Genomic DNA, 24,060 nt, shown 5'->3' with positions numbered 1-24,060 from the left:
CCTCTTATTCAGGATTCAACATGCACTACCAAACCGTTTTATTCGACCTCGATGGCACCCTGACCGACCCGCGCGAGGGCATCACCCGTTCGATCCAGTTCGCCTTGGGCAAACTGGGTATCGATGAACCGGACCTGGCCAAACTCGAACATTTCATCGGCCCGCCACTGTTGCAGGCGTTCATGCAGTTCTACGACTTCGACGAAGCCAAGGCCTGGGAGGCGGTGAATTTCTACCGCGAGCGATTCAAGGTCACCGGTCTCTACGAAAACCGGGTGTTCGATGGCGTCACGCCGCTACTGGAAACCCTGGGCGGGCAAGGCCGGCAGCTGTACATCGCGACCTCGAAACCTTGGGTGTTCGCCCGGGAAATCGCCCGGCATTTCGATTTCGCCAGGCACTTCAAGGTGATTTACGGCAGCGAACTGGATGGCACCCGGACCAACAAGGTCGAGCTGATCGCTCACCTGATGGCCGAAGAACACCTGGACCCGGCCAGCACCTTGATGATCGGCGACCGCAAGCACGACCTGATCGGCGCGCGCAGCAACGGCCTGGACGCAGCGGCGGTGGGTTACGGCTTCGGCAGCCACGAAGAGTTGAGTGCTGAAGCGCCGGCGTATCACTTTGAAACGCTGTCTGAACTGCATCAGGCGTTTTTACAGCACTAATACGACTTACCCCTGTGGGAGCGAGCCTGCTCGCGAAAGCGGAGTGTCAGCTGAATCAACTTCGACTGCGGCGCCGCCTTCGCGAGCAGGCTCGCTCCCACAAGGGGTCACACAGGCTTCAGGGTCTTGGCGGCGGGGCCAGCCGTTGCCCTTGCTCGACTGTCCAGTTCACCACCTGTGCGGTCAACTGATCGTTCGCCTGTCCAAACCCCGCCACCACCGCCGGGACTTGCACACTGCTCAGCGGCTGGCGCACTTCAAAGCGGTGGCTGGCGAGGATACGCTGGTCGTAACTGCGCACCAGCAATGCATCCAGACGCACCACCACGCCGGCATTCGTACCCTGGTACTCGGTCTGGAACGCCTGCAGGCTGCCGCCCAATTCAAGATCAGCCTGGAAAATACTGTCGTCGGTGCTCAACAACGGCACCCGCCCGTCATGCTGGAAACCTTCCAGCAAGCGGTTGCGCACCAGCACCGGCACCGGGTCGCTCCAGCGCGAGCCCTTGTAGTGGCTGATCACATCGCCCTGAGGAATCACTGCAATGTTCGGACTGTTCAACGCTTCGCTGGACTGGAATTTGGTCAGGCGCAACGACCAGCGTTGCGGCGTGCCATGGCTGGCCGATGCATTCTGGGCCGAAGGCAATCGATAGACCTCGAACGGCTCGGGCTTGGGCAGGATCGAGCACGAGCTGATCAGCGTGAAGCCAGCGAGGAGGGCGAGCCGAATCAGCTTCATGGCGTGAATTCCTTGGTCTTTTCACTGCCCAGCAGGTAACCGCTGGGGTTGGCCTCCAGACGTTTGGTAATAACGCGCAACGAGGACAGGGTTTCGCGCATCTCGCGCACGGCCGGACCCAGGCCACTGAGGCCTTGCATGCCGCTGTTGAGCGAATCCTGATTGGCGCTGATCAGCGTGTTGAGGGTCGCGCTGCTCTCCTGCAGCGACTTCATCGCCTGCTCGGCATTGCCGAGCACGTCTTTGCCATGCTCATTGAGCAACCCGTTGGCATTGCGCATCAACGTCGTGGTCTGCTCCAGCATGTTGTTGGCCTGTTTGCCGACCGAGGCCAGTTGCTGCATGGCCTGGCGGATATCACCGCGCTGCTCGGCAATGGTCCCGGTGGTTTGCTCCAGGTGCTCCAGGGTTTTGCTGATGCGCTCGATGTTTTCCGTGGAAAACATCAGGTTGACGTTTTGCATCAGCGTGTTCACGCCGGACATCAAGTCGTTGCTGTCATTGAGTAGCCGGGCGATGGGCGAGGGCGAGGCGACAATGGTTGGCAGGTTGCCGCCCTTGCCCCTGAGTGTCGGGCTTTGTGGCGTACCGCCGCTGAGCTGGATGATCGAGGTCCCGGTGACGCCGGTCAGGGCCAGTTTGGCATTGGTGTCTTCCTTGACCGGGGTGTCGCCGGCCAGGCGAATTCGCGCCAGCACTCGCCGCGGGTCTTTCGGGTCCAGGCGCAGCGAGATCACGTCGCCGACCTTGATCCCGCTGTACTGCACCGAACTGCCTTTGGACAAACCGCTGACCGCCTCGTTGAACACCACCTCGTAGTCCTTGAATTCGGTATCGACACTGGACTTGGCCAGCCACAGGCCGAACAGCAGCGCGGCCGTCACCACAATCACGGTGAACAGGCCGATCAATACATGATGGGCTCGGGTTTCCATGTCAGACCTCGTTGAGCTGTTGGGCGGCTGTCAATGCCGCGCGGCCGCGAGGGCCATGGAAGTATTCGTGAATCCACGCATCGTCGGTTTCCGACACCTTGTCGATGGCGTCCGCCACCAGCACCTTTTTCTGCGCCAGCACCGCCACCCGGTCGGTGATGGTGTAGAGCGTGTCGAGGTCGTGGGTCACCAGAAAGACACTCAGGCCCAGGGCATCGCGCAGGGTCAGGATCAATTGGTCGAACGCGGCGGCGCCAATCGGGTCGAGACCGGCGGTGGGCTCGTCGAGAAACAGGATGTCCGGGTCCAGCGCCAATGCCCGGGCCAGCGCGGCACGCTTGATCATGCCGCCGGACAGCGACGAGGGGTATTTTTCTGCGGCCGACAACGGCAACCCGGCCAGGGCCATTTTCACCGCCGCCAGGTGCTCGGCGTCGTTGCGGCTCAAGCCGGCGTGCTCGATCAGCGGCAGCGCGACGTTCTCGGTCACTGTCAGCGACGAGAACAGCGCGCCTTTCTGGAACAGCACGCCGAATCGTCGCTCCACCCTCGATCGCTCGTCTTCGGACAAGGTTGGCAGGTTTTTCCCGAAGACTTTCACCACGCCTTCGCTGGGTTGGCGCAACCCGACAATGCTGCGCAGCAGCACCGATTTGCCGCTACCGGAGCCACCGACCACGGCGAGGATCTCGCCCTTGTACAAATCCAGGTCGAGGTTCTCGTGCACGCTCTGGCGGCCAAAGCGGTTGCACAACCCACGCACTTCTATCACCGCCTCGGAGGGCGCTCGGGGGATACGACTCACCAGCCCATCTCCATGAAAAACATCGCGGCTATCGCATCAAACACGATCACCACGAAAATCGACTGCACCACACTCGACGTGGTGTGAGCGCCGACGGATTCGGCGCTGCCGCTGACCTTGAAACCTTCGAGGCAGCCAATGGCAGCAATCAGGAAAGCGAACACCGGTGCTTTGACGATCCCCACCAGAAAGTGCTGAACACCGATGTCCGTTTGCAGTAGCGACAGGAACATCGCCGGCGAGATATCCAGCGCCACCGCGCACACCACGCCACCGCCGATAATCCCCGAGAGCATCGCCAGAAAGGTCAGCATTGGCAGGGCGATCAGCAGCGCCAGGACCCGCGGCACCACCAGCAACTCCACGGGATCGAGGCCCAGCGTGCGGATGGCGTCGATTTCTTCATTGGCCTTCATCGAACCGATTTGCGCCGTGAATGCACTCGCGGTGCGCCCGGCCATCAGGATCGCGGTCAGCAGCACACCGAATTCGCGCAGGAAGGCAAATCCCACCAGGTCCACGGTGAAGACGGTGGCGCCGAAAGTGGCCAGCACCGTCGACCCGAGAAACGCCACCACGGCGCCCACCAGAAAAGTCAGCAACGCAACGATGGGGGCGGCGTCGAGACCGGTCTGTTCGATATGGGCGATCATCGGCGTGACACGCCAGCGCTTGGGACGGAACAGGCCTCTGGCAATGGTTTCGATGATCAGGCCAACAAAACCCAGCAGTTGCAGGGTGTCCTGCCAGACGGTGTCCACCGCGCGGCCGATGCGGGTCAGCAACTGGACGCTAACGCTGACTTCCGGTTCCTTGATCGGAACGCAGAAATCGGTCAGCGAGCAGTAGACGGTTTGCAGCAACGCGCGATCGGCGGAGGAGAGCGTGCAATCAGGATGTTCGGCAGAGCGACCGAGGCGCTCGGAGCCGAGCATTTCTACCAGCAGCGAGGCGCCGGCGGTGTCGAGGGCGCCGAGACCATTGAGGTCAATGGGGGTGTTGGTGTCGTACTGGCCGTGAAGCTTTTCGCACAACAGCTTCAGGTCAGCATAATGGGCAAGCGTCCAGTCGCCCGTCACCCGCAACCGCGCAGGTGTGAGCGACGTGTCCAATCGGGCATTGCCGGCCATCGTGCTGCTGATCATAAGCTCCGTGCTTGTTCAGTGATTTCGCAGCTCTACGTAATAGCACGAACCGCACTACTTTTCTTTGATCGCTGTGCTGTCCGTGACTTCGAAACGCAGCACGCCGATGACCTGGCCATCTTCGGTCAGTACCCGAACCTGCCATTTGCCGGCCGGATTGCCCGGGAAGTTCTGCTTGTGGGTCCAGGCCCGGTAACCTTCCTTGCGCCCGCCGTGGATATCCAGGGGGATGCGGTCGACCTCTTTACCGTTGAACTGCCAGACGTGATAAATCCGCTCGTCCAGGCCACGCGGAGCGTTGATCGCGGTGTACGCATAGAGCCCGCCATTGCGGATCTGCTCGGCGCTGACTTCGTCGAGGCTGGCGCCAGGTGTGCGGTCCTGCATTTGCGTGCTGATGGCCACGTCGGTCATCCATAGCGTCGCCGGCGGCACCCACGAACGCAGCTCCCAACCGACGAAGCCAATGCCCAGGGTGATACTCAAAATCGCCAGCGCGCTGCGCAGGGTTCGAATCGGGAAGATCGACGCCAGGCTCGGGAACGACAGCAGCACCGAGATACCCAGCGCCCATTTGAAACTTTGCGCGGTGGTCAGGTGCATGATCACCGGCAACGCCGTGAGCAGCGCGGCGAACAGGGTCAGGGTGTGCAGGGCCAGAAACGCCCAACGCCGTGGAGCCAGCCACTTGTAGTAGAGCGGGTCAACAATCGAAATCAGCGCCGCGATGCCCAGCAGCCCGGTGAAAACCAGCTGGCCACTGTTCCACGTCGTGGTGATGAAGAAGAACGGCAGGACGAAAAACAGGCTTTCCTGATGGATCATCTGCGTCGCGTAGCGCAGCAACGGTTCCGGGATTTCGCGCTTGAAAATGCGCGTGAACAGCTTGGTCAGGCTGTTTTCCAGCATCAGCCAGATCCAGCTGATCAGCATGATGGTGGTGATCCAGCTCGCCAGGCCTTGCTGGCGATCGACCAGAATGAAACTGCACACCCCGGAGATGAAACCACCGAGCGCAATGACCCCAGGGTAGCGCTTCATCAATTCGAGGATGCGCTGTACGAAAAGGGTCAGGTTTTGCATTCGGCGGGTTCACATTTGTCGTAGGAAAAAACCTCGACAGGGTACCGCTGGCGCGGCGCTGTGGCGAGGGGGCTTGCCCCCGTTCGGCTGCGAAGCAGTCGTGAAGCTGATTTCTGCAATGCATCGGAAAGATCGGGATTGCTGATTTTGGGGCCGCTTCGCGACCCAACGGGGGCAAGCCCCCTCGCCACAGTTAGTTTCTCGCCAGTTAGAATGTTTACTTTTCGCGATGAAAACGCCACGCCACAAGACTCAAGAGCAACAACCCCGCCACGGCGACCACCAACCACATGACCTGGTCGTAACTGAACAAAGGTTTCTCGATCCGCAAATACCCCGGTTGCAACAGCAGTTCACGCACGGCCTTGTTCGCTTCTTCCAGCGTCACCCCCCGCAGTTCCCGGGCCGGGTCGGCGAAGCGGCCGTCCTCGTAATCACCGATGGCACTCCAGTAGTAGTCGGCCAACGCACTGTTACCTTGTACAGCCCAGGCCTGACGGGCAATCGCGGCCTGCTTCAGGCGGTTGAAGGTGTCGACATTGAGGCCGTCCTTGAGCAGTCCGGCCTTCAAGTCTTCGAGTACTTGTTCAGCCTCTGGTACATCGTCGCGTTCAAGGTCGGCATTGAGGCTCATGAAACCCACGCCACCGAACACCTCGCGTTCCGCCCACGGGCCGTAGGACAAACCGTGAGCCAGGCGCAACTGGCGATAAATCGCCCAATCCAGATAATCCTTGAGCAAATCGAAGGTCTGGTCGTGCCCGTCTTCCAGCACCGGCTCCGGCACCAGCCAGTGCAACTTGGCGCCGTTGCCGACCAGACCGTGGGTCAGGGTGCGTTCGTGGGCGGCGCTGATCTGGATTTGCGGCAATGGCAGATGCTCACCGGGGGTAATCGCTTCCAGCGCGCCATACGCCCGTTCCAGATAGGCCGGCAGTAACTTGTCGAGGTCACCGACTACGATCAGGGTCATGTTGTTCGGCGCATACCAGTCCTTGCGCACCCGCTCCAGCTGCTCACGGGTCAGGCCATCGACTTGCGCACGTTCCGGGCATTTCAGGCCCAGTTCCACGGCCAGCTGGTTGCTGGCGGTGTGGCCCAGGTCCTGACGATCGAGCCAGCGTTGCAGGTGCGAGTAGTGGCCGCCGTCTTCGCGCTCGACCACTTGCTTGGCCGCGTTGATGGCGTTGTCGTCGAAGTGGGTCTGGGTCAGCAGCGCCAGCAGCAGGTCGAGCACTTTGCGCTGGTTCTTCGCCGGGGCTTCAATGACGAAGGTCGTATCGGCATTGCTGGTGAATGCGTTCCACTCACCGCCCAGGGCCTGCATGCGTTCTTCCAGGCCGCCTTCGCCGCTGGCGTCGATACCGCTGAACAGCAGGTGTTCCAGCAGATGCGGCAATTCCTTTTCTTCGCAGTTGAAATCGTCCAGGCCAACGCCGACCACCAGCCGGATCGCCACATGCCCGCGGTCGGTACCGGGCTTGAGCAGCAATTGCAGACCGTTGCGCAGGGTGTAGCCCTCGACCTGGAAGCGATCCAGGGCGAATGACGGGAATGAACCAAGCAACAGGCAGGCGAACAACAGACAACGCATAACGGGCTTCCGTACGGCTAGCGTAAGTTCAACAGACTTCAGGCAACTGTGGACGTTCAGGGTGAATGAGTAATGTCAGTCAAATCGTCGACCACCAGCGCGCCGGTGTCGGAGGTTTCCAGCACCACGTAGGCACTGCTGCAAAACAGCGAATTCAGGCGCTTCATGTCGGCAATCAGCTCCAGGTGCAACGAACTGGTTTCGATACTTTGCACGATTTTACGTTGCAAGCGGCTGACATGAGCATGGGCCAGGCGCCGTTCCTGTGCACGGAAACGACGTTTTTCACGCACCAGCTGCCGGGCACTTTCCGGATCGGCGCTGAGAAACACCGACATCCCGAGCCGCAGGTTGGAAATCAATTGAGTTTGCAGCCCGGTCAATTCGTCCAGCCCGACTTCGGAAAACGACCGGCGCTGCGAGGTTTTCTGCTGCTGGACCTTGCGCAGCATGCGTTCGATCAAGTCGCTGGCGAGTTTGAGGTTGATCGCCAGTTCGATGATTTCCGCCCAGCGCCGGCTGTCCTGATCACTAAGGTCTTCCCGGGGCATTTGCGCCAGATACAGTTTGATTGCGCTGTACAGCGCTTCGACATCGTCGGTCAGGCGTCGCATTTCCTGGGTGACGGCGGTTTGCTTGCCGCGCAAAACGTCGAGCATGGCCTCAAGCATGCTGTCGATCAGGTCGCCCATGCGCAGGGTTTCCCGAGCCGCATTGGCCAGCGCCAAACCGGGGGTGTCCAATGCCGTGGGATCAAGGTGCCGGGGCTTGGCCATGCCGTTGGCTTGCGGGCGCTCTGGCAGCACCCAGGCACAAAACCTGGCCATCGGCCCGACGCTGGGCAACAGGATCAGGCAACGCACGGTGTTGTAGAGCAGGTGAAAGCCAATGACCATTTCCTGAGGGCTGAAATCGAGGCTATCGAGCCAGTGCACCAGCGGATCGAGCACCGGAATGATCAATAAAAGACCAATCAGCTTGTACAGCAGGCTGCCCAGCGCCACTTGGCGCCCAGCGGAGTTCTGCATGCTGGTGCTGAGGAAAGCGAGTACGCCGCTGCCGATGTTGGCGCCGATCACCAGCCCGATGGCCACCGGCAGGCTGATCACTTTGGCACCTGCCAGGGTCGCGGTCAGCAGCACGGCGGCCAGGCTGGAATAGGACATCATCGCAAACAGCGCGCCAACCAGGGCGTCGAGCAGGATGTCGCCGGTGAGCGAGGCGAAAATCACCTTGACGCCTTTGGCATGGGTAATCGGATGCGCCGCTTCGACAATCAACTGCAGCGCCAGAATGATCAAGCCCAGGCCAATGGCGACACGGCCCATCTGTCCGAGCCGGGTCTGCTTGCGCGACAGGAAGAAAATCACCCCGACAAAGATCAGCAGCGGCGACAACCACGACAGGTCGAACGTCAGCACCCGCGCCATCAGCGCCGTACCGACATCGGCACCGAGCATAGTGACCAACGCCGGCGTAAGCGTCATCAGGCCCTGGCCGACAAAGGAAGTGACAAGCATGGCAGTGGCGTTGCTGCTCTGGACCATCGCCGTCACGGCGATCCCGGAGGCGAAAGCCAGCCAGCGGTTGGACATGTTATGGCTGATGACATGGCGCAGATTAGTGCCGTAGACCCGCAGGATGCCGGTTCGGACAATGTGCGTGCCCCAGATCAGCAAGGCCACGGCGGAAAGCAGATTGAGCAGGGTGAGCATACCGGCCCCCTGTGGTGTAGCGCCCCAAAGGAGCAAATTGACGGTGCCGCGACGTTCTACGTTCTGTACATAAGCTGTAGTTGGCTAACGGCCTGCGCGCCAGCATCGCATAGCCAAAGAAGGGATTGAAACAAAACCGTCATGAAATCCGGTTCATGCAACCCACAAAAACAAAGTGGGAGCGGGCTTGCTCGCGAAGGTGGCGTGTCAGTCGACATTCATGTTGTCTGACACGCCACCTTCGCGAGCAAGCCCGCTCCCACAGGGTGTTGCGTACTACCGGGTTACTGGCCCGGAATGTCCTTGCGCAGCTTTACCGGATCCTGCTGTGCCTTCTTTTTCGCAATGGCTGTGCGCATCCTGATGTTGATCGCTTCCACTGCCAGCGAGAACGCCATGGCGAAGTAGACGTAGCCTTTTGGCACGTGCACGTCGAAGGCCTCGGCAATCAGCACCGTACCGACGATCAACAGGAACGACAGGGCCAGCATTTTCAGCGACGGGTGCTTGTCGATGAACTCGCTGATGGTGCCGGATGCCCACATCATCACCAGCACGGCCACGATGATTGCCGCGACCATGACCGGTACGTGGGAGACCATGCCAACCGCGGTGATCACCGAGTCCAGGGAGAACACGATGTCGATGATCGCGATCTGGATGATGGTGTAGAGGAAGTTGCCGCCCTTGCCGCCCGGCTCTTCGTTGGTTTCGTCTTCACCTTCCAGCGCGTGGTACATCTCCTGGGAGCTTTTCCACAGCAGGAACAGACCACCGAAGAACAGGATCAGGTCGCGTCCGGAAATGCCCTGGCCGAACAGTTCGAACAGGTCCGCCGTCAGGCGCATGACCCAGGTGATCGACAGCAGCAACAGGATTCGCGTGACCATGGCCAGCGCCAGCCCGAAAATCCGGGTGCGCGCCTGCATGTGTTTGGGCATGCGGCTGACCAGGATCGAAATCATGATGATGTTATCGATACCCAGGACGATTTCCAGGGCGGTCAGGGTAAAGAAGGCAACCCAGATTTCAGGGTTGGTCAGCCAATCCATGTGTATTCCTTTGAGCGAGTGTTAAACCACAAAGGGCCCGGGCTTCATGCAACGAAGCCTGGACCCGATGTGGTGAGTCTTGGACTTATAGAGTGCTGAACACCGGGAAAGTCCCCAATAGCAATGCAGCAATCAGTATGCAGATACAAACCAGCACCGCCCACTTGAGGGTAAAGCGCTGGTGGTCACCGAAATCGATGCCGGCCAGGGCCACCAACAGATAAGTCGATGGTACCAGCGGGCTCAACAGGTGGACGGGCTGACCGACGATCGAGGCACGTGCCATTTCCACCGCGGTTATACCGTAATGGCTGGCGGCTTCGGCAAGTACCGGTAACACGCCGTAATAAAATGCATCGTTCGACATGAAGAAGGTGAACGGCATGCTCACCAGCGCCGTGATCACGGCCAGGTACGGGCCGAGGAAATCCGGGATCACCGCCAGCAGGCTTTTCGACATCGCATCGACCATGCCGGTGCCGGTCAGGATACCGGTGAAGATGCCGGCCGCAAAGATCAGCCCGACTACAGCCAGCACGCTACCGGCGTGAGCCGCGACGCGATCCTTCTGCTGCTGCAGGCAAGGATAGTTGACGATCATGGCGATACTGAACGCCACCATGAACAGCACCGGCAACGGCAACAGGCCGGCAATCAGGGTGCCCATCAGGGCCAGGGTCAGGGCGCCGTTGAACCAGATCAGGTTCGGACGACGGGCATCCGGGAACTGCGAAACGGTGATTTCACTGTGGTCGATTTCGTCGCCCACCAGGTGCAGTTCACCCAGGCGTGCACGCTCACGTTTGCCGTAGAAGTAGGCAATGACCAGGATCGCCACCACACCAGCCAGCATCGCAGGAATCATCGGTACGAAGATGTCGGACGGGTCCACATGCAACGCACTGGCGGCACGAGCGGTCGGGCCGCCCCACGGGGTCATGTTCATCACGCCACCGGCGAGGATGATCAGGCCGGCCATGATCCGCGGGCTCATGCCGATACGGCTGTAGAGCGGCAGCATGGCGGCCACGCAGATCATATAAGTGGTCGCGCCGTCACCATCGAGGGAAACGACGAGCGCCAGAACGGCGGTGCCGACCGAAACCTTCAGCGGGTCGCCCTTGACCAGTTTGAGGATCTTGCGCACGGCCGGGTCGAACAGGCCGGAGTCGATCATCAGGGCGAAGTACAGGATAGCGAACATCAGCATCACGCCGGTTGGCGCAAGCTTGGTGATGCCTTCGAGCATCATCGGGCCGATCTTCGGCGAAAAACCGCCGAACAGGGCAAAGATGATCGGAATGATGATCAGGGCGATCAGCGCGGAAAGGCGCTTGGTCATGATCAGGAACATGAACGTGATGACCATGGCGAAGCCAAGGAAAGTCAGCATGGGAATACTCCAGGCGTAGCGCGGCTAGGGAATGGGCGGATCGGGCGGGATCAGCGCAGAACGGGAAGCACGAGACGTACGGGCGGAGTTGCAGCGAAGCGGCGGATAGAAGAGGACATCAGAATCACCATTGTTGTTGTTAAATGGGCTGTGCGAGCGATAAAACGCTGGCATTGGCCAACCGGTCTGTTGCCGGTAGTGGGGGCGATCCTAATCGGGGAAGCTTTCAGCCAGCTTTCGGCGATGAACGCGTTGACCGGAAGTACAACCGGTCGTCGGACTGGGGCATGAAGGTGAACCGGGTTACGGCCTTCGCGAGCAAGCCCGCTCCCACACTGGATCCGTGTCGTACACAAAGCCAATGTGGGAGCGGGCTTGCTCGCGAAGGCGTCGGTCATTACGCATCAGGAGCAATGCCATGAACGAAATTCACACCGGCGGCTGCCACTGCGGGCAACTGCGCTATCAATTCAGCGGGCCACTGCAGGATATCGTCCACTGCCATTGCTCGATTTGCCGACGGGTCAGCGGCGGCATCGTGACCACCTGGATCACCGTGCCGACATCCGCCTTTCAATGGCTGGCCGGGACGCCGTCGCGGTACGACTCTTCATCCACCTGCGCACGATACTTCTGCGGTCACTGTGGGGCGCAACTGGCAGTGGTGACGCACCTGAGCCCGGACAGCATCGACCTGACCATCGCTACCCTCGACCATCCAGAGCAGGCACCGGCCGAGCGGCACATCTGGACCGACAGCCGCCTGCCGTGGCTGCATCTGGACGAACATTTGCCCGGTGAGGCTGAAGAAACACTCTGATCAAAAAATAGACAGATCCAGCGGCCGGATCGCGCCCATCCAGATCGCGTGCTCGGTGTGGTCAAGCAAATCGTCGCCGGTGTCCGGATGCAGGAACACCACCAACCCGTTGCGGTTGAGCGCCAGCCAAGGCAGCACATCGCCCAGCACCTGCGGCTCGAACGCCAACTGGCAGCTCCAGTCCGGGTGCGGACCGACCGGGCGCTCGTGCACACGGCCCATCTTCAGCGGGAACAATTGCGCTGCCTGCTCACACAAGGTCCGCGCCTGATCAAGGGTGCTGGCGTCAAAATAGACATGGGCGTGGTAGCCCGTTATGCGTTGCATTGGAAATCCTCTAAATCCGGTCGGGCAGATCACACCGCACAGGCTGCGATCTTTTCATGATTCATACCGCAATCGAAGGCAATGACAGCCCCGACAACGACTCCGCACTGTTGGCCTGCTCGGCCATCAACCAGTCCACGAACTGCTGGATCAACGCTCCGCGCCGTTTGCGCTGGGGCAGGACCACGTAATAACCCAGCCTGGACATCGCGGTTTCGGCAATCGGTCGACACAACAAACCTTGGGCCAGCAAGTTATCCACAAGGTGGCGCCAGCCGATGGCCACGCCCTGCCCGCCAATCGCCGCCTGAATCAACAAGGTGTAATTGTCGAAGCGCAACTGCCCGGGCGCCGGAGCCGAGGTGATGCCCAGTTCGCGGAACACACCGCTCCAGTCAAACCAGTTACTGCTGTGTTCCCCACGCAGGTGCAGCAACGGAAACTCCAGCAATGCCTGGGCCGGCAAGGGCAGGGGACGTTCGCCCAACAACTGCGGGCTGCACACCGGAAACACTTCCTCACTGAACAGCCAATGGCTTTCACCCTGCTTGAAGCGACCATCGCCGAACAGCACCGCCACATCGATATCGGTACGTAGCATGTTATGGCTGCGTTCACTGGTGACCAGGCTGACATCCACCTGCGGATTGGCCGCGTGAAAGCGGTGCAATCGCGGCATCAACCAATAGGCGGCGAAGGCAAAATCGGTGGCAACCTGCAGCACTTCATGCTGTTGCTGTGCGTTGATTGCACTTAAACCTGCGTCGATATTCTGCAAACCGAGCTGAACCTGCTCGAAAAGTATCTGCCCGGCCTCGGTCAGTTCGATGCCGCGATAAATGCGGTCGAACAGGCGCGTCGCCAACTGTTCCTCCAGGCGCTTGATCTGCTGGCTGATGGCCGGTTGCGTGGTGCCCAGTTCAACCGCCGCAGCCGTGAAGCTGTGCTGTCGGGCCGCCGCTTCGAAGGCACGCAGCAGGTCCAGTGACAGGTCACCAAGAGAGTCATACATAAGCTGTGCTTATCCTAGTCATTGCCGCGCATGGGCTTTACCGCAACGTGCGAGGGTTTCATTCTCGAAGCCAGCACTCTCGCATAAACATCCACTATGGAATGCCGCGATCACATGAAGCGCAAGAACATTCTTTTCATCATGGCCGATCAAATGGCCGCGCCAATGTTGCCGTTCTACGGCCAGTCGCCCATCAAACTCCCCCATCTCAGCCGCCTCGCCGAACAGGGCGTGGTGTTCGACTCCGCCTATTGCAACAGCCCACTGTGCGCGCCGTCGCGCTTCACCCTGGTCAGCGGCCAGTTGCCGAGCAAGATCGGCGCCTACGACAACGCCGCCGATTTCCCCGCCGACGTACCCACCTACGCCCACTACCTGCGCCGCCTGGGCTACCGCACCGCCCTGTCGGGCAAGATGCATTTCTGTGGGCCGGACCAATTGCATGGCTACGAAGAACGCCTGACCAGTGATATCTACCCCGCCGACTACGGCTGGGCGGTGAATTGGGACGAGCCGGACGTGCGCCCGACCTGGTATCACAACATGTCGTCGGTGCTGCAAGCCGGCCCGTGCGTGCGTACCAATCAGCTGGATTTCGACGAGGAGGTGGTGTTCAAGGCCCAGCAGTACCTGTTCGACCATATCCGCGAGGATGGCGACCAGCCGTTCTGCCTGACCGTTTCGATGACTCACCCACACGATCCGTACACGATTCCCAAAGCCTTCTGGGATCTGTACGACGATGCTGACATCCCGTTGCCTGCGACGCCGGAGCAGCACGATCTCGATCCGCACTCGCAACGTTTGCTCAAGGTCTATGACCTGTGGGACAAGCCTCTGCCTGTGGACAAGATACGCGATGCCCGCCGCGCCTATTTCGGCGCTTGCAGCTATATCGATAGCAACGTCGGCAAACTCCTGCAAACCCTCGAGGATACCGGGCTGATCGATGACACCATCATCGTGTTTTCCGGCGACCATGGCGACATGCTCGGGGAGCGCGGGCTCTGGTACAAAATGCACTGGTTCGAAATGGCCGCACGGGTACCCTTGTTGATCAGCGCGCCGGGGCAATTCGCTGCCGCTCGGGTCAACGCCAGCGTTTCGACCGCCGACCTGCTACCGACCTTCGTCGAACTGGCCGGTGGCTCGCTGGAACCTGGCTTGCCGCTGGATGGCCGTTCGCTGGTTCCACACCTGCAAGGGCAGGGCGGTCATGACGAGGTGTTCGGCGAATACATGGCCGAAGGCACCATCAGCCCGCTGATGATGATCCGCCGAGGTGCCTACAAATTCATCTACAGCGAAGACGACCCTTGCCTGCTCTTCGACGTACACAATGACCCTCACGAACAGGAAGAGCTCAGCCATTCGCCGCAATATTGCCAGCTGTTCGACGACTTTCTTGTCGAAGCGCGAGCCAAGTGGAATATTCCGGCGATACACCAGCAGGTGCTCGCCAGCCAGCGGCGCCGGTGTTTCGTGGCCCAGGCGCTGACCCTCGGCAAACTCAAGAGCTGGGATCACCAGCCGCTGGTGGACGCCAGCCAGCAATACATGCGCAACCACATCGACCTCGACGATCTGGAGCGTAAAGCACGTTATCCACAACCCTGCCAAAACCAATAATGTTAAGGGGAAGTCCATGCAAAAGTTATCCACAGTACTGACGGTCGGGCTCCTGGCTCTGGGCAGTGCATCGGCGTTTGCCGATCAGAGTTGCGAAACGGTGAAGATGGCCGATCCGGGCTGGAGCGACATCGCCGCAACCAATGCCATCACCGGGTTTCTGCTGGACGGCATGGGCTACAAGGCCAAGGTCGACACCCTCGCGGTGCCGATCACCTTTGGCGGGCTCAAGGATGGCCAGGTCGATGTATTCCTGGGTAACTGGATGCCGGCGCAGCAGGGCTTCTATGACAAATTCGTCGCCAGCGGCGATGTCACGCAATTGGCGAAGAACCTCGACGGCACCGAATTCACCCTCGCCGTGCCGGACTACGTCTGGGATGCGGGTGTGCATGACTTTGCCGACCTGAACAAATACGCCGACAAGTTCGACCGCAAGATCTACGGCATCGGCTCTGGCGCACCGGCGAACATCTCGCTGCAGGAAATCATCAAGAAAAACGATTTCGACATGGGCCAGTGGAAACTTATCGAGTCGAGCGAGCAGGCAATGCTGGCGGAAGTGTCCCGCGCGGTGAAAAAACAGAAATTCGTGACCTTCCTCGGCTGGACCCCGCACCCGATGAACGTGCAACTGAAAATGCACTACCTCAAGGGCGGCGAGAAATACTTCGGTGACACCGGCAGCGTCCACACCCTGACCCGCAAAGGTTATGCACAGGCCTGCCCGAACGTAGGCAAGCTACTGACCAACCTGAGCTTCACCCAGGACATGGAGAACAGCATCATGGCCGAGGTGGTGAACAAGAAAGTCAGCAATGCCGACGCGGCGAAAGCGTGGATCAAGGCCAACCCGGCGGTGCTGGACAAGTGGCTCGATGGCGTGAAGACCGTGGATGGCAAGGATGCGTTGCCGGCGGTCAAAGCCAGGCTTTAAGGTTCAAAGACGCCTTCGCGAGCAGGCTCGCTCCCACAGGTCCGCGCACTCCCTGTGGGAGCGAGCCTGCTCGCGAATGGATGTTTGCCCTTGCGCTGCTGCCTCTGAAATACCACCCTGACGCAATTAAATTCGTTCACCGAGAGGCCCCATGGCCCTGCCAAGCCGCCATTCACTCTTCCCGTTCCTCACCTGGCTACCCCGGCAAACCCGCGCCAGTGTCGGCCGAGACCTGATTGTCGGCCTCAGCGGTGCGATTCTCGCGTTGCCGCAATCCATCGCCTACGCACTGATTGCCGGCCTCCCACCGGAATACGGCCTGTACGCCGCAATCATCCCGGTGCTGATCGCCTGCCTGTGGGGTTCGTCGTGGCATTTGATCTGCGGTCCTACGGCGGCCATCTCCATTGTCCTGTACGCCAGCGTCAGTCCCCTGGCCGTTCCGGCGTCGCAGGACTACGTCATGTTGATCCTGCTACTGACGTTTCTTGCCGGCATCTTTCAGTGGCTGCTGGGTTTGCTGCGGTTTGGCGCGCTGGTGAATTTCGTCTCTCACTCGGTGGTACTCGGCTTCACCCTTGGCGCTGCCGTGGTGATTGCCATCGGCCAATTACCTAACCTGCTGGGGCTGGACTTGCCCAGCCAGGCCACCGCGCTGGACAGTTTCATCACGTTGTTGCGCCATCTCGGTGAAATGGACAAACCTTCGCTGGCGCTGGGGCTGGCGACGGTCGTGGTCGGCGTGATCCTCAAACTGCTGCTGCCACGCTGGCCGACACTGCTGATCACCCTGATCCTTGGCGGGTTACTCGTCTGGCACTGGCCATCGATGTTCGGGCATGTGCAACTGGTCAGCGCCTTCACTGGCAAGCTACCGCCCTTCAGCCCATTGCCGCTGGACCTTGACCTGATCCTGCGCTTGCTGCCCAGCGCCGTGGCAGTGGGCATGCTCGGGCTGGTGACCAGCCTGTCGATTGCCCGCTCGATCTCCGCACGTTCGCAGCAATTGCTCGACGCCAACCAGGAAGTTCGCGCCCAGGGCTTGTCGAACATCGTCGGCGCGCTTTTTTCCGGATCCTTGTCTGCCGGTTCTTTTACCCGCTCCGGACTGAGCTACGAGGCCGGTGCCTGTTCGCCGCTGGCGGGGATATTTTCCGCACTGTGGGTGGCGCTGTTCGCCATTTTTGGCGCGCGCCTGATCGAACACATACCGATTCCGGCCATGGCAGGCAGCATTCTGTTGATCGCCTGGGGACTGGTGGACCATCGCGGCATTCGTGCGTTGCTGCGGGTCAGTCGCGCCGAATTTGTGGTCATGGCGCTGACCTGCGTCGCCACGCTGCTGCTGGAGTTGCAGACGGCGATCTATGCCGGTGTGTTGGCCTCGCTTTTTTTCTATCTCAAACGCACTTCGCAACCACGGGTGCAGCACGTGCAAGATGGCGAGGAAGACATCCTGCGGGTGGGCGGTTCGATCTTTTTCGGCGCCAGCCATTACCTGCAAGTGCGCCTGCAACGCATGCACGGCACACGCGTGGTGATCGAGGCACAGCAGATCAACTTCATCGACTATTCAGGCGTGGAAATGCTGCATCAGGAAGCGCGGCGCCTGCTTCGCCAGGACCGCAGCCTGACCTTGCGCCGGGCCCGACCGCAGGTGGTGGAAGAGCTGAGGAAGCTGGAAGGGGCACAGAAGTGCCCGATCCGGTTTGAGGATTGAAACACCGCTCTCTGTAGGAGCGAGCTTGCTCGCGAAAAACCTGAGGGCGCTGCCGGGTACCTGGTTTTGCGCGTTATCGTTCACGACCTTCGCGAGCGAGCTCGCTCCTACAGTAGGTTACAAGGCCAACTGCCGGCGAAGTTCGGCCAACACCGGCGCCGTATCCGGGCGCACTCCGCGCCACAGGAAGAACGCTTCCGCCGCTTGCTCGGCCAGCATCCCCAGGCCATCCATCGCCACCGCAGCCCCGTGTTCGCTGGCCCAGCGGCAGAACGAGGTCGGTTCCTTGCCGTACATCATGTCGTAGCACACCGTTTTGCCGGGTTCGATCAGGCTGGGGGCAATCGGCGGCACATCGCCTGTCAGGCTGGCGGAGGTCGCATTGATGATCAGGTCCACCGACTCCTGCAACCAGTCGTAGCCGCTGGCCGAGACCGGTCCCAGATCGCAGAACAGCTCCGCCAGCAGCTCGGCCTTGTCCAGTGTGCGGTTGGCGATGATCACCGATGCCGGTTGCTCGGCCAGCAACGGCTCCAGGGCTCCTCGCACTGCGCCGCCAGCGCCGAGCAGCAGGATGCGTTTGCCCTTGAGGCTGAACCCGGCGTTGACCGTCAGGTCCCGCACCAGCCCGGCACCGTCGGTGTTGTCGCCCAGCAGGCTGCCATCGGCCTGTTTGCTCAAGGTATTGACCGCGCCTGCGCGCTGCGCCCGCGCCGTCAGGCTGTTCGCCAAACGAAAGGCCTCTTCCTTGAACGGCACCGTCACATTGGCGCCGCGCCCTTCGAGGAAGAATTTCCGGGCACAGGTGGAAAAATCGTCGAGTGGCGCCAGCATCGTGCTGTAGTCCAGCTTCTGCGCGGTCTGCTCGGCGAACAGGCGATGGATCAGCGGAGATTTGCTGTGGCCAATCGGGTTACCGAATACGATATAACGGTCCATCAGGTTTCCTCGTTCAGGCTTCGGCCAACCAATCGCGGTCTTGCAGGAAATACTCGGTCAGGCGCGCTTCTTCGCTGCCAGGCTCGGCCTTCCAGTCGTAGCCCCAGCGCACTTGCGGCGGCAGGGACATCAAAATCGACTCGGTGCGACCACCCGACTGCAGGCCGAACAACGTGCCGCGGTCATAGACCAGGTTGAATTCAACGTAGCGACCACGGCGGAACTCCTGGAACTCACGTTGTTTGGCGGTGAACGCATCGTTCTTGCGGCGCTGCACGATCGGCAGATAGGCGTCGATGTACGCATCACCGATAGCGCGCATGAAGGCGAAGCTGGTGTCGAAGTCCCACTCGTTCAGGTCGTCGAAAAACAGCCCGCCGATGCCACGCGGCTCGTGACGATGCTTGATGTGGAAGTAGCTGTCGCACCAGGCCTTGTAACGCGGGTAGACATCCGGACCGAACGGCGCACAGGCCTGCTCGGCAATGCGGTGCCAGTGGATGCAGTCTTCTTCGTTGCCGTAATACGGGGTCAGGTCGAAGCCGCCGCCAAACCACCAGACCGCTTCTTCACCTTCCTTTTCAGCGATGAAAAAGCGCACGTTGGCGTGGGAAGTCGGCACATGCGGGTTGTGCGGGTGAATCACCAGCGACACGCCGAGGGCTTCGAAGCCACGGCCGGCCAGCTCCGGACGATGAGCGCTGGCGGAAGGTGGCAGGCCACTGCCGAAGACGTGGGAAAAGTTGACGCCGCCCTTTTCAATCACCGTGCCGTTTTCGATCACGCGGGTACGACCGCCACCGCCGGCCGGCCGGGTCCAGGCGTCTTCGACGAATTGCGTGCCACCGTCTTCGGCTTCCAGGGCGGCGCAAATACGGTCTTGCAGGTCGAGCAGGTAGGCTTTTACGGCCTCGGTGCGGGTCGTCATGTCATCACCTTGAATCGGGCAATACTACGCGGCGCTCCATGGGAGCTCAGCCTGCGCAAATGGGCCCGTAGCATACCATCGCAAGTCGACCCGCCGCAGTTGACGAAGATCAAGCTTAGGAGTCCGATAGGGAGCTTGGTAAAACGACCTATGGAGAGATCTGATGGCAAAGCGTATCCAGTTCCGCGCCCATGGCGGCCCCGAAGTGCTCGAGTATGTGGATTACCAACCCGCCGAGCCAGGTCCGAAGGAAGTGCGCGTGACCAACAAGGCCATCGGCCTGAACTTCATCGACACCTATTACCGCAGCGGTCTGTACCCGCCACCCTCCCTGCCATCGGGTGTCGGCTCAGAGGGGGCGGGCGTGGTCGAGGCAGTGGGCAGCGACGTGACCCGTTTCAGGATCGGCGATCGCGTGGCCTATGGCAGCGGCCCTTTGGGTGCCTACAGCGAGGTTCACGTCTTGCCCGAGGCCAACCTGGTGAAACTGCCGGACGCCATCAGTTTCGAACAGGCAGCCGGGGTGATGCTCAAGGGCCTGACCGTGCAGTACCTGCTGCGTCAGACCTATGAACTCAAGGGTGGCGAAACCATCCTGTTTCACGCCGCGGCGGGTGGTGTCGGCTCTCTGGCCTGCCAATGGGCCAGGGCCTTGGGCGTGAAGCTGATCGGTACGGTCAGCTCGGCGGAGAAAGCCGCACTGGCCAAGGCCAACGGTGCCTGGGCGACTATCGACTACAGCCACGAAAACGTTGCCCAGCGCGTGCTGGAGTTGACCGATGGCAAAAAAGTCCCGGTGGTGTACGACGGCGTCGGCAAGGACACCTGGCTGACTTCACTCGACAGCGTCGCGCCGCGTGGGCTGGTGGTGAGTTTCGGCAATGCGTCCGGCGCCGTCGACGGCGTGAACCTGGGGATCCTGGCGGGCAAAGGCTCGCTGTACGTGACCCGGCCAACCCTCGGCACTTATGCGAACAACGCCGAGAACCTGCAACGCATGGCCGACGAGCTGTTCGAGATGATCATCAGCGGCAAGTTGACCGTGGACATCAGCCAGCGTTATCCACTGGCCGACGCGGCGAAGGCGCAGACCGAGTTGTCGGCGCGGCGCACGACAGGCTCGGTTGTACTGTTGCCCTGAATGGTCAGGTGACTGATCAGGCCCCTTCGCGAGCAAGCCCGCTCCCACATTTGATCTGTGTCGCTCACAAATCCAGTGTGGGAGCGGGCTTGCTCGCGAATGGCAGCGCCTCGGTATCAGTCCGGGCGCACAACCCTGCCGGTCGCCAGATCGCGAATCACGCTCGGGTTCTTGCGTCCACCCAGGTTTCCGCCCAGCACCAGATCCACCTGGCCACGGAAATACTGCTCGACGCGAATCCGCGTACGTGCCGCCGGGCGCCCCTGCGGGTTGGCCGACGTCGACACCAGCGGCCCGACCAGCGCGCACAAATCCCGCACCAACGGGTGATCACTGACCCGCAGCGCCACGGTTTCATGCACGCCGGTGATCCACTCCGGCAGCAGGTTCTGGTGCGGAACCAGCCAGGTGTTCGGCCCCGGCCAGGTGCTGGCCATGCGGTCCATCCACAATTCGGGGAAGTCTTCGAAGAGGAAGTCGAACTGACGGATATTGTCGGCGACCAGAATCAGCCCCTTATCCACAGACCGCCCCTTGATCAGCAGCAGACGTTCCACCGCTTCCTCGTCCCATGGGTCGCAACCCAGACCCCAGACTGCTTCGGTTGGGTAGGCAATCACCGCCCCGGCGCGAATTGCTTGCGCGGCTTGTTGCACACGCCAACTGTTGACCATGAAAAACACTCCAGAATAAGGCTCTGCGCAGTTTACCGATCTTGTTTATAAAACCTAGCTCACCCGCGCAAACCAGCGCCCGCTTTCGCAAACGGCGCGACCGTCCATTTCCAGTTCCGTCAACGCCACCAGCACTTTCGGCAAGGCCCAGCCGCTTGCATCGGCCAGCGCTTCACTGGTGTGAGGCGCGGCATGCAGCAGCTGCAGCAGTGGGTGATTCGATACGGTGGTGCAGGTTTCTGTGGATAACGACAGTCGTTGCCAGCCGCGCAAGGCTTCGAGGATATGTTCGATGGTTTCCACCAGCACCGCTCCGTCACGGATCAACTGATGGCAACCCCGGGCGCCGGGATGATGGATCGACCCCGGCATCGCAAACACCTCGCGCCCCTGTTCCGCCGCCAGCCTCGCGGTGATCAGTGATCCGCTGGCGACACTGGCTTCGACCACCAGCACCCCAAGCGACAATCCACTGATGATCCGGTTGCGCCGGGGGAAGTTGCCGGCGCTGGGGCCTGCATCCAGCGGAAACTCCGAAAGCACGACGCTGCCAGAGGCGATCATGGCGTCCGCCAGGCGTCGATTTCGCTGTGGATAAAACTTCTCGAGCCCCGTGCCGAGGACACCGACCGTTTGCCCGCCGACGTCCAGCGCGGCCTGGTGCGCGGCAGCGTCAATGCCCAGGGCCAGGCCGCTGGTGATGACAAAACCGGCACCGGCCAGGCTGCGGGAAAACGCCGCAGCGGTGTCCATCCCCGGCCGGGACGCGCGACGGCTGCCGACCATCGCCAGTTGTGGTTTTTCCAGAATGCCCGGGTTGCCCGCGACAAATAACAGCGGTGGTGCATCGCTGATTTGTGCCAGCAGCGCCGGGTAGTCCGGTTGGTCCCACATCAGTAAATGCTGGGCCGGACGCTCCAGCCAGGCCAAAGCATGGCTGGCGCCGTCGCGAATTTCAGTGCTTCGTCTGGCCTCGGAACAGGCCAGTGGCAAACCCAGTGCGCGCCAGGCACTGGCGGGCGCACTGAGCGCTTTGGATGCCGAGCCGAAGGCTTCGAGCAATTTCTTGAATCGCGCAGGGCCGAGTTCCGGCAAACGGTGCAGACGTAATCGAGCTTCCAGTTCCGCAGGGGAAACCGGTGTAACAGCAGGCATCGACATGGATCATCCTTGATCGTTATGAGCACCCGTACAAACGGGAATAAGCTGTGGATAACTCTGTTGGTAACTTGTGAAGCAAACTTACGGATTTCGTACCTTGTCCATCACCGACAGCGAGCGCGAAGCGCTGAGCACCAGCCCATAACTGAGTTTGTCGTAAGTACGGAAAACCATCAGCAGGCCCGCGCGCTCATCGGGAATCTTCAGCGGCTGGCCGGTGATCCGGTCCCGCACGGTTTCGCCGGTTTTCATCACCGCCAGCACATTGCCTTCGGCCAGTCCATCGCGCTGCCCCTTGTTCAGCGTGACCACGTCCATTGCGCCGATCTGCGTCACCCCACGCGGCACATCGATGATCAGGCCGTTGATCTCGGCACCCGGTGCGCTGGGCATGAACGTCGAATTGATCGAGCGCTCCTCACCACTGAACAGACGGTCGCCGAGGCGGACTTCCTGGGTGGTGCGTTGCAACACCAGGGTGGCGACGTCGCCTTCGGTGGCCACGAGCTCGCCACCGCCGATGCCGTCGGCGTTGATCCCCAGGACCTCCTTGCTCTGTGGATCGGTGTAGACCTTGCCCTGACGGAAGATGCCGTACACCGGTTGCGCCGGGTCGAAATGGCCGCGGGCAAAGATCCGGTCACCGGCGCCGCTGAGCACGCGCTCGGCATCGCCGGCGACAATGTAGGGCGCCGTTTCGAAATCCTCGGCCTTGTCGACGATGCGGTTGCTCAGCAGAAAACTGTTGATCGATTTCAGCGCAATGCCGGAGATAGCCTCGGTCACCGGGCTGCTGCGCACCTGAGGCGACAGCTTTATGGTGGGAATATCTTCCCGAAGTTGCACTTGCCCGTGTGCCAGGCCGGCCGAAGCCAGGAGCAGCAGGGCGAGTAGTGATTTCCTCATGCGGTGAATCCCTTTATTATGTGCGTTCGCGTGAAACGCCAGAGCCCTCGGTGGCTCGCTCCCGGCTTGCTTGTCAAAACTTGCTTGTCAAAAGAACGGAGCTACGTTTTACAACGGTAGCCTGCATGTCTTCGGACCCGCCAGGCCATCGACCCGACCTTACTTCACACGTGCGCTAATCAAGCTTATGGCCATTTTAAACATCCTCGAATTCCCTGATCCGCGTCTGCGCACTATCGCCAAGCCAGTGGCCGTAGTGGACGACGAAGTGCGTCAGTTGGTCGACGACATGTTTGAAACAATGTATGAAGCGCCTGGCATCGGCCTCGCCGCGACCCAGGTCAACGTGCACAAACGTATCGTCGTGATGGACCTCTCCGAAGACCGCACCGAGCCTCGAGTGTTCATCAACCCCGAGCTCGAACCCCTGACCGACGAGATGGGCCAGTATCAGGAAGGCTGCCTGTCGGTGCCGGGCTTCTACGAAAACGTCGATCGCCCGCAGCGGGTCAAGGTCAAGGCACTGGACCGCGACGGCCAGCCTTACGAACTGATCGCCGAAGATTTGCTCGCCGTGTGCATCCAGCACGAATGCGACCACCTCAACGGCAAATTGTTCGTCGATTACCTGTCCACGCTCAAACGCGACCGCATCAAGAAGAAACTGGAAAAGCTTCATCGCCAGAACGCCTGATGCCCATCTTCAAAGGCTTGCTGCGGCAAGCCTTTTT

Annotated in this window: 23 protein-coding genes; 7 read left to right on the top strand and 16 right to left on the bottom strand. The window is 60.8% G+C overall.

Annotation, left to right across the window (positions count from 1 at the left end; all coding sequences use genetic code 11):
• Positions 1 to 20: 20 nt before the first annotated feature.
• Positions 21 to 671 (top strand): HAD family hydrolase, encoded by a 651-nt coding sequence (locus ACLD1X_RS11825; protein WP_429367790.1) that lies wholly within the window; start codon positions 21 to 23, stop codon positions 669 to 671.
• Positions 672 to 789: 118 nt separating this feature from the next.
• Here the strand turns inward: ACLD1X_RS11825 and ACLD1X_RS11820 are convergent, their stop codons facing one another.
• The 9 genes from ACLD1X_RS11820 to ACLD1X_RS11780 form a co-directional block, all read right to left on the bottom strand.
• Positions 790 to 1,413 (bottom strand): ABC-type transport auxiliary lipoprotein family protein, encoded by a 624-nt coding sequence (locus ACLD1X_RS11820; RefSeq protein ID WP_429367788.1) that lies wholly within the window; start codon positions 1,411 to 1,413, stop codon positions 790 to 792.
• Positions 1,410 to 2,348, bottom strand: coding sequence for an MlaD family protein (locus tag ACLD1X_RS11815; protein ID WP_429367786.1), 939 nt, complete (start codon positions 2,346 to 2,348; stop codon positions 1,410 to 1,412). Before ACLD1X_RS11815 ends, ACLD1X_RS11820 begins: the two co-directional genes overlap by 4 nt.
• Position 2,349: 1 nt before the next feature.
• Positions 2,350 to 3,153, bottom strand: a complete 804-nt coding sequence (locus ACLD1X_RS11810; RefSeq protein ID WP_085716075.1) for an ABC transporter ATP-binding protein — start codon at positions 3,151 to 3,153, stop codon at positions 2,350 to 2,352.
• On the bottom strand, positions 3,150 to 4,298 hold the full coding sequence (locus tag ACLD1X_RS11805; RefSeq protein ID WP_429367783.1) for an MlaE family lipid ABC transporter permease subunit: 1,149 nt from the start codon (positions 4,296 to 4,298) through the stop codon (positions 3,150 to 3,152). Before ACLD1X_RS11805 ends, ACLD1X_RS11810 begins: the two co-directional genes overlap by 4 nt.
• A gap of 54 nt (positions 4,299 to 4,352) precedes the next feature.
• Positions 4,353 to 5,381: a DUF5924 family protein gene (locus tag ACLD1X_RS11800; RefSeq protein ID WP_429367781.1), complete on the bottom strand. Its 1,029-nt coding sequence runs from the start codon at positions 5,379 to 5,381 to the stop codon at positions 4,353 to 4,355.
• A gap of 217 nt (positions 5,382 to 5,598) precedes the next feature.
• Positions 5,599 to 6,975 (bottom strand): M16 family metallopeptidase, encoded by a 1,377-nt coding sequence (locus ACLD1X_RS11795; RefSeq protein WP_429367779.1) that lies wholly within the window; start codon positions 6,973 to 6,975, stop codon positions 5,599 to 5,601.
• 56 nt (positions 6,976 to 7,031) lie between these two features.
• Positions 7,032 to 8,690, bottom strand: a complete 1,659-nt coding sequence (locus ACLD1X_RS11790) for a Na/Pi cotransporter family protein (RefSeq protein WP_429367777.1) — start codon at positions 8,688 to 8,690, stop codon at positions 7,032 to 7,034.
• 284 nt (positions 8,691 to 8,974) lie between these two features.
• Entirely contained in the window at positions 8,975 to 9,742 is a 768-nt protein-coding gene (locus tag ACLD1X_RS11785; RefSeq protein WP_429367775.1) for a TerC family protein, read from the bottom strand.
• A gap of 85 nt (positions 9,743 to 9,827) precedes the next feature.
• On the bottom strand, positions 9,828 to 11,135 hold the full coding sequence (locus tag ACLD1X_RS11780) for a CitMHS family transporter (RefSeq protein ID WP_429367773.1): 1,308 nt from the start codon (positions 11,133 to 11,135) through the stop codon (positions 9,828 to 9,830).
• A gap of 418 nt (positions 11,136 to 11,553) precedes the next feature.
• Between ACLD1X_RS11780 and ACLD1X_RS11775 the strand changes: the two genes are divergently transcribed.
• Positions 11,554 to 11,955 carry a GFA family protein gene (locus tag ACLD1X_RS11775; RefSeq protein ID WP_429367771.1) on the top strand — a complete coding sequence of 134 codons (402 nt, stop codon included), beginning with the start codon at positions 11,554 to 11,556 and terminating at the stop codon, positions 11,953 to 11,955.
• Here the strand turns inward: ACLD1X_RS11775 and ACLD1X_RS11770 are convergent, their stop codons facing one another.
• Together ACLD1X_RS11770 and ACLD1X_RS11765 are read right to left on the bottom strand one after the other, a co-directional pair.
• Entirely contained in the window at positions 11,956 to 12,282 is a 327-nt protein-coding gene (locus tag ACLD1X_RS11770) for a DOPA 4,5-dioxygenase family protein (protein WP_429367769.1), read from the bottom strand.
• Between the two features lie 61 nt (positions 12,283 to 12,343).
• Positions 12,344 to 13,294 carry a choline sulfate utilization transcriptional regulator gene (locus tag ACLD1X_RS11765; RefSeq protein WP_429367767.1) on the bottom strand — a complete coding sequence of 317 codons (951 nt, stop codon included), beginning with the start codon at positions 13,292 to 13,294 and terminating at the stop codon, positions 12,344 to 12,346.
• Between the two features lie 114 nt (positions 13,295 to 13,408).
• On the opposite strand from ACLD1X_RS11765, the gene betC reads away from it, so the two are divergent.
• From betC to ACLD1X_RS11750, 3 genes are all read left to right on the top strand, one after another.
• The gene (gene betC / locus ACLD1X_RS11760; RefSeq protein ID WP_429367765.1) at positions 13,409 to 14,923 is read left to right on the top strand and encodes a choline-sulfatase; all 1,515 of its coding nucleotides are present in this window, start codon (positions 13,409 to 13,411) and stop codon (positions 14,921 to 14,923) included.
• A 16-nt stretch (positions 14,924 to 14,939) separates the two neighbouring features.
• Complete coding sequence (gene choX / locus ACLD1X_RS11755) at positions 14,940 to 15,860, top strand: choline ABC transporter substrate-binding protein (RefSeq protein WP_429367763.1); 921 nt, start codon at positions 14,940 to 14,942, stop codon at positions 15,858 to 15,860.
• 151 nt (positions 15,861 to 16,011) lie between these two features.
• Complete coding sequence (locus ACLD1X_RS11750) at positions 16,012 to 17,580, top strand: SulP family inorganic anion transporter (RefSeq protein ID WP_429367761.1); 1,569 nt, start codon at positions 16,012 to 16,014, stop codon at positions 17,578 to 17,580.
• A gap of 117 nt (positions 17,581 to 17,697) precedes the next feature.
• Here ACLD1X_RS11750 and aroE read toward each other — a convergent pair whose 3' ends face one another.
• Together aroE and hemF are read right to left on the bottom strand one after the other, a co-directional pair.
• A complete protein-coding gene (aroE, locus tag ACLD1X_RS11745) occupies positions 17,698 to 18,519 on the bottom strand; it encodes a shikimate dehydrogenase (RefSeq protein WP_429367759.1) in 822 nt (273 codons plus the stop codon).
• A 13-nt stretch (positions 18,520 to 18,532) separates the two neighbouring features.
• Positions 18,533 to 19,447 (bottom strand): oxygen-dependent coproporphyrinogen oxidase, encoded by a 915-nt coding sequence (gene hemF / locus ACLD1X_RS11740; RefSeq protein WP_429367757.1) that lies wholly within the window; start codon positions 19,445 to 19,447, stop codon positions 18,533 to 18,535.
• Positions 19,448 to 19,610: 163 nt separating this feature from the next.
• Between hemF and ACLD1X_RS11735 the strand changes: the two genes are divergently transcribed.
• Entirely contained in the window at positions 19,611 to 20,588 is a 978-nt protein-coding gene (locus ACLD1X_RS11735) for an NADPH:quinone reductase (RefSeq protein WP_413422984.1), read from the top strand.
• Between the two features lie 116 nt (positions 20,589 to 20,704).
• Here ACLD1X_RS11735 and ACLD1X_RS11730 read toward each other — a convergent pair whose 3' ends face one another.
• From ACLD1X_RS11730 to ACLD1X_RS11720, 3 genes are all read right to left on the bottom strand, one after another.
• On the bottom strand, positions 20,705 to 21,262 hold the full coding sequence (locus ACLD1X_RS11730; RefSeq protein ID WP_347909892.1) for an L-threonylcarbamoyladenylate synthase: 558 nt from the start codon (positions 21,260 to 21,262) through the stop codon (positions 20,705 to 20,707).
• Between the two features lie 54 nt (positions 21,263 to 21,316).
• A complete protein-coding gene (gene dprA / locus ACLD1X_RS11725) occupies positions 21,317 to 22,423 on the bottom strand; it encodes a DNA-processing protein DprA (RefSeq protein WP_429367754.1) in 1,107 nt (368 codons plus the stop codon).
• A gap of 81 nt (positions 22,424 to 22,504) precedes the next feature.
• On the bottom strand, positions 22,505 to 23,329 hold the full coding sequence (locus ACLD1X_RS11720) for a peptidoglycan-binding protein (protein WP_429367752.1): 825 nt from the start codon (positions 23,327 to 23,329) through the stop codon (positions 22,505 to 22,507).
• 187 nt (positions 23,330 to 23,516) lie between these two features.
• Here ACLD1X_RS11720 and def point away from each other — a divergent pair, with 187 nt between their 5' ends.
• The gene (gene def / locus ACLD1X_RS11715) at positions 23,517 to 24,023 is read left to right on the top strand and encodes a peptide deformylase (RefSeq protein WP_007985097.1); all 507 of its coding nucleotides are present in this window, start codon (positions 23,517 to 23,519) and stop codon (positions 24,021 to 24,023) included.
• The last annotated feature ends 37 nt before the right edge of the window (positions 24,024 to 24,060 follow it).

This window comes from Pseudomonas sp. 18173 (assembly GCF_050432945.1).
GTDB lineage: Bacteria > Pseudomonadota > Gammaproteobacteria > Pseudomonadales > Pseudomonadaceae > Aquipseudomonas.
Note: the sequence above shows the minus strand (reverse complement) of the source record. Positions and strands in the feature narration are given on the sequence as shown.